Source organism: Actinomadura sp. BRA 177 (assembly GCF_013372625.1).
Lineage (GTDB): Bacteria > Actinomycetota > Actinomycetes > Streptosporangiales > Streptosporangiaceae > Spirillospora.
On sequence record NZ_JABXFD010000176.1, the window covers coordinates 1 to 5,859 of the forward strand.

4 protein-coding genes are annotated in these 5,859 nt (G+C 71.7%); 3 read left to right on the forward strand and 1 reads right to left on the reverse strand.

What is annotated here, in order from left to right; translation table 11 throughout:
- The 3 genes from HUX53_RS05820 to HUX53_RS05830 form a co-directional block, all read left to right on the forward strand.
- Window positions 1-1,067 (forward strand): DUF4190 domain-containing protein (locus HUX53_RS05820; protein WP_217919125.1); only part of this gene is annotated, 1,067 nt, incomplete at its 5' end.
- 298 nt (window positions 1,068-1,365) lie between these two features.
- Window positions 1,366-2,328, forward strand: coding sequence for a DUF4190 domain-containing protein (locus HUX53_RS05825; protein WP_176402139.1), 963 nt, complete (start codon window positions 1,366-1,368; stop codon window positions 2,326-2,328).
- A 48-nt stretch (window positions 2,329-2,376) separates the two neighbouring features.
- Entirely contained in the window at window positions 2,377-3,423 is a 1,047-nt protein-coding gene (locus tag HUX53_RS05830; protein ID WP_176402140.1) for a DUF4190 domain-containing protein, read from the forward strand.
- A gap of 44 nt (window positions 3,424-3,467) precedes the next feature.
- On the opposite strand, the gene secD is transcribed toward HUX53_RS05830, so the two are convergent.
- Window positions 3,468-5,738 carry a protein translocase subunit SecD gene (gene secD / locus HUX53_RS05835; RefSeq protein WP_176402141.1) on the reverse strand — a complete coding sequence of 757 codons (2,271 nt, stop codon included), beginning with the start codon at window positions 5,736-5,738 and terminating at the stop codon, window positions 3,468-3,470.
- Window positions 5,739-5,859: the final 121 nt, after the last annotated feature.

Consider the following 5,859-nt stretch of genomic DNA (forward strand, 5'->3'; position numbering starts at 1 on the left):
GGAGGTGGAAAAGGGACGGCGCCTGGGCGCCGCCGGACGCGCCCACGCCCACCGCCCCGCCCGTGGCCGGGCCACCCCCGATCGAGACACCCAAACCGTCCCGGAGGCGGACGAACCGGCTGGCGATCGTCGCGCTCGTCACCGGCCTCGCCGGCATGGTCCCGCTCGCGGCCGGTTTCGCCATCGCCGCCCTCGTCCAGACCGGCCGCCGGGCGGAGAAGGGCCGGGGCCTCGCCATCGGTGCCCTCGCAGCATCCGCGGCCTGGGCCGTGGCCGTGGCCGCCGTCGCGGTAGCGATGGCGGACGGCTCATCGTCATCGGCGGAACGCGTCCAGACCCGGGCCTCGGCGCTGCGCGAAGGGGACTGCTTCACCGGCGCCGCCATCAAGGGCACCGACCTGGTGACGGTCGTGCCGTGCACGCAACCGCACGAGAACGAGGTCATCGCCCGCTCCGCGCCGCCGGAGGAGCCCTACCCGGGTCCCGAGAAGCTCTATCTACGCGCCAAGGAACTGTGCACGAACCGGGCCCTGTACCTCCAGAAGAGCAGGTATCACGAGAACCTCGACCCGCGCCTGCTCGGCCCCGACCAGAAGCGCTGGTGGAAAGGCGACCGCAACGTGATCTGCCTCGCCCACTACACCGGGGCCGCCGGCAAGCTCATCACTCCGCTCGCGCGGACCATCGATCCCAGGCTGAAGCTCTACAACGAGCTGGCGGTCGGCGACTGCGCGGAGGACTTCAGCGAAGACAGGCCCGTCACCACCACCGTTCCGTGCAACGAACCGCATCGCAGCCAGGTATTCGCCGCCCGCTGGATTTCGCTGGACGCGGAGTATGCCCCTGGCGACTTTCCGCCGTACCCCGGTCCGGGCGCCATCGAGAAGAAGGCGATCCGTTTCTGCGCCGGCGAAGCGCGCAAGCTGTTCGCGCGGCATCCGCCGCCGGTCGATGTCCGGCAGCAGTACGCCGCGCCGAGCGAGCAGGACTGGCAGGACGGCATCCAGGCGATCGTCTGCCTGGCCCGCCCCACGAAACCCCTGAACCGCTCACTGCTGCCGAAGTGAGCCCCGCACACCCCCGGAGCCCCCTTGACCACACCACCGCCTCCCGATGACGCCTCGTCCGACGTCCCCACCTGGGCACCGCCGGACACGCCCGCCGTATCCGCGACCTGTGTGACGCATGGCTCATGACACGAATGGATCACGTATGACAACGCCACCCGGCGGTGGCAGCGCCTCGGACGATGCCGAGCCGGCACCCGCCTGGACGCCGCCTGACAGCGCTCCTTCGTCCGCCGACGGCTCCGCCCCGCCCACGCAGGCGCCGCCCTTGACCAGTCCACCCTTGGCCGGGCCGTCCATGAGCGGGCCGCCCGTGGGCGTCCGGCGGCGGACGAATCGGTTCGCGATTGTCGCGATCGTCACGGGGTTGCTCGGGCTGGTCCTTTTCGCGGTCGGCTTCGCGGTCGCCGCGCTCGTCCAGATCGGGCGCAGGGGCGAGAAGGGGACGGGGCTCGCCATCGGCGGCCTCGCCGCGTCTGTGGCCTGGGTCGCCGCCGTCGCCATCGCCGTGGTGCTGGCCGGGGGCGACGCCACGGGCGCCCGCGCGGACGGCAAGGTCTCGGTCACCACGATGCGGCCGGGCGACTGCTTCAGCGGGTTCGAGGAGGCCCCCGCGGGGATCTTCGTCCGGCCGCTCCCGTGCACCACGCCCCATCAGGGGGAGGTCAGCGCCGACGGGGAGCTTCCGGACATGCCGTACCCGGGCTCGGAGGAGCTGCGCAACCGGGCGTGGACGGTGTGCCGCGAGCGGACGGAGTTCCTGGAGAAGAGCCGTTTCGGCCACGACCTCCAACTCCACGTCGCGCCACCGGACGAAGAGGCGTGGAAGGACGGGAGTCGCACCGCGAAATGCGTGATGCGCTACACCGGCTCCGGCCTGCTCCCGGGTCCCCTCGACCAGACCATGCAGACGTGGTCGCAGCACACCTCCCAGCTCGCGCCGGGAGACTGCATCGACGAATGGAGCGACACGGGCGGCCAGCCCCTCGTCCCGTGCACGACGGAGCACGAGTACGAGGTGCTCGCCACCTACACGCTGCCGGGCGGCGAGTACCCGGGGAACGCGGGGATGGAGCAGAAGGCCCTCAGAGGCTGCGACAAGCGTGCGGCCAAGGTCTGGAAGGGCAAACCTCCGTCCGACATCGCCGACATCTCGTACGCGGCGCCGAACGAGGAGGGCTGGAAGGCGGGAAACCGAATGGTCTTCTGCCTGGTCACGGGGAGAAATGGGCCGTTGAAGCACTCCGTCGTACCGCACTGACGCGCACTACTCCCGAAGTGAGCCCCGCCCCCCTGCCTCTGGAGCCCCATGACCACGCCACCGCCCCCGGACGGCGACGCCCCCGCGTGGGCGCCACCGGATGTGCCCGCGCCCGCACAGCCACCCCCGATCGATGCGCCCGTGCCCGTCCGGCGGCGGACGAACCGGTTCGCGATCGTCGCGGTCGTCACGGGACTGCTCGGCCTGATCCTGTTCGCGGTCGGCTTCGCCATCGCCGCGCTCGCGCAGATCGGCCGCCGGGGCGAGAAGGGCAGGGGGCTCGCCATCGGCGGGATCGCGCTCTCCGTCGCGTGGATCGCCGCGATCACCGTCGCCGTCGTCGCGGGCATGCCGGAGGGCCGGGACGATACGGGCCTGGCCAGCGACTTCGGGCAGCCACGGGCCTCGACGCTGAAGGCCGGCACCTGCTTCGTCGGGTTCGAGGAGAAGTCGGTCGCCGTCTTCATGAGGGCGGCGCCGTGCAAGGAAGCGCACGAGGGCGAGATCGCCGGCCGGGCGACCCTGCGGGCGCGCCCGTTCCCGGGCGACCAGGAGGTGGCGGCCGAGGCCGGGGAGCTGTGCCGGAACCGCACCGCGTTCCTGAAGAAGACGGGGCGCGCCGAGGACTTCCGGCTCTACACCGACCGCCCCGATAAGGAGATGTGGGGGCGCGGGGACCGTACCGTGACATGCGTCGTCCGCTTCATCGGGTCCGGCTATCTCACCGTCGCGCTCAAGGACATCGCCAGGGAACCGCGGGAGTACACCGACCTGGTGCCCGGCGATTGCGTGAAGAAGTGGGACGTGACCAGCGTGGTGTCCGTCGTCGACTGCGACGAGCCGCACAAGTTCCAGGTCTTCGCCGTCTTCGGCCTGAAGGGGGCCACGCTCCCCTCGACCGCCGAGATGGACGACCTGGCGGCGAGGGGCTGCGGCGAGCGGGCCCGGGAGATCTGGGGTTCGCGCCCGCCGGAGAACGTCGAGCCGTCCTACGTCGGGCCGAACAGCGTGGCCTGGAACCTGGACGAGCGGCAGGTGGTCTGCATGTTCGAAGCCGTGAAGGGTCCGCTGACGCGGTCGCTGATGCCGGAGTGACCGGGTGCCGCCGGCGCTGGGTGGGCGCCGGCGGCACGTGGCGGTCAGACGACGGCGCCGGAGCTGCCGGCGGTGCGGCGGACGGGCTTCTGCTGGCCCTTGCCCTGGGGCGGCGGGGCCTTCGCGAAGCGCTCCAGGACGACCGCGATCGGGGTCGCGGTGAAGACGCTGGAGTACGTTCCGACGACGATGCCGATCAGCAGGGCGATCGCGAAGTCGGTCAGCGAGTCGCCGCCGAGGACCGCGAGGGCCGCCAGGATGAACAGCGCGCCCATACCGGTGTTGATCGTCCGCGGGACGGTCTGCAGCGTGCCCCGGTTCGCGATGTCGGCGAACCGTCCCTTCGGGTTCGCGCCCCACAGTTCCCGGACGCGGTCGAACACGACGACGGAGTCGTTCACCGAGTACCCGATGACGGTGAGCAGCGCGGCGAGGAAGACGCCGTCGATCGGTTTGCCGAGCCAGGCGAAGACGCCGGTGACGATCGTGATGTCGTGGAACATCGCGAGCACCGAGCCGGCCGCGAACGTCCAGCGGAATCTGATCGTCAGGTAGGCCAGCTGCGCGAGCAGGGCGATGCCGAGGGCGAGCAGCGCCTTCTGCCGCAGCTCGTCGCCGAGGCTCGGGCCGATCAGCTCGTCGCGCTCCTTGGTGGCGCCGCCGCCCTCCTTCGCGAGGGCCTCCTGGATCCGCTTCTCCTCCTCGTTGGACAGGTCGGACGTGCGGACGGAGATGTCGTCCTGGCCGGACGTCTGGACGACGGCGCGCGGGAAGCCGGCGTCGGCGACGGCCGCGCGGGCCTTGTTGATGTCGACGTGCTGGCTGGTGGAGTACTCGACGAGGCGCCCGCCGGTGAACTCCACGCCGAAGTTCAGCCCGCGGGTGAAGATGCCGGTCGCGGCGATGACGACGGCGAGCGCGGAGATCCCGATCCACATCCGGCTGCGCTTCATGATATCCGGGCCGCTGTTCTCCAGCCAGTTGCGGATCCGCCCGGGGCCGGCCAGCCCGCCGGCCCGGCCCTTGGTGATCTTGGGCATCCGGGCGGCGGCGGCGTCGGTGAGCACCCGGCTGAGCAGCATCGCCGAGACGAGGGAGGCGAGCACACCGATGGTCAGCGTGACACCGAAGCCCTTGACCGGCCCGGAGGCGAGCCAGAACAGCAGGCCGCCGGCCAGCAGGGTGGTGACGGCGGAGTCGGCGATCGCCGACCACGCCTTGTTGAACCCGATGGTGAGCGCGTTGCGGGAGCTGCGGCCCGGTGCCGCCGCCCGTTCCTCTCTGGCCCGTTCGAAGGCCAGTACGTTCGCGTCGATCGCCATGCCGATGGCCAGGACGAACCCGGCGAGGCCCGGCAAGGTGAGCGTCGCCCCGATCGCGACGAGGGCGGCGTAGGAGATCAGCGCGTAGCCGGCCAGCGCGAGCGTGGCGAGGAATCCGACGATGCGGTAGACGGCCACGATGAACAGGCCGGTGAGGATGATGCCGATGACGGCGGCGCGGGCGCTGGCGTCGATGGCCTCGTCGCCGAGGGTCGGGCCGACCACCCGCTGCTCGATGATCTTCACGGGGACGGGCAGCGAGCCGCCCTCGATGAGGGCGGCGAGGTCCTTGGCCTCGTCGGCGGTGAAGTCGCCGGTGATCTGGGTGGAGCCGCCGGTGATGCCGACGCCGCAGGCCACGCTCTCCGTCACCTGCGGGGAGGAGATGACCTTGCCGTCCAGGACGATCGCGACGCGCCGCTCGTCGCCGGTCGCGCAGGCCGCCTTGGCGGTCAGCCGCTCCCAGGTCTTGCCCCCGCTGCCTTTGAAGTCGACGTTGACGGCCCAGCCGCCGAGGTTCTGCGGGTCGTAGGAGGCGCTCGCGCCGCCGATGCCGTCGCCGGTGAGCGCGGCGGGGCCGATGAGGATCTGCTGCCCGGTCTCGTCCGGGATGAGCTGCTGGCCCTTCTCGGCCTTGCCGGTGTTGGGCAGCACGGGGTGCGCGGTGAGCTGCGCGGTCTTGCCGACCGCCTCGGTGGCGCGGGTCGGGTCCTGGACGTCGGGCAGCTCGACGATCAGCCGCCGGTCGCCGGACCGGGTGATGGACGACTCGGCGACGCCGAGCGCGTCGATGCGCCGGCGCAGGACCTCGCGGGCGCGGTCGGTGGACTCGCGGTTCGCCTTGACGTGCGGCGAGTCCTGGGTTTCGAGGACGATCTGGGTGCCGCCGCGGAGGTCGAGGCCGAGGCGGGCCGGTTTGGACCAGGCGAAGTAGAACGATGTGGCGAGCACGGCGAACGCCAGTACCGCCCGCACCAGGTTGGCGCGCTTCAAGACAGAACCTCCACACGGGGGTGTCGGCACCGCGCCTCAGCGTGCGGTACCGCAGACGTGACTCAGATCCATGCCGTGGGGGGCGGTGCGCGGCCGCGCGGCGTCGCGCGCGGCGGGAGGT

Coding starts and splice junctions, on each gene's coding strand:
- HUX53_RS05825 (WP_176402139.1), top strand. CDS start 1,366: ATGAGCGGGCCGCCCGTGGGCGTCCGGCGGCGGACGAATCGGTTCGCG.
- HUX53_RS05830 (WP_176402140.1), top strand. CDS start 2,377: ATGACCACGCCACCGCCCCCGGACGGCGACGCCCCCGCGTGGGCGCCA.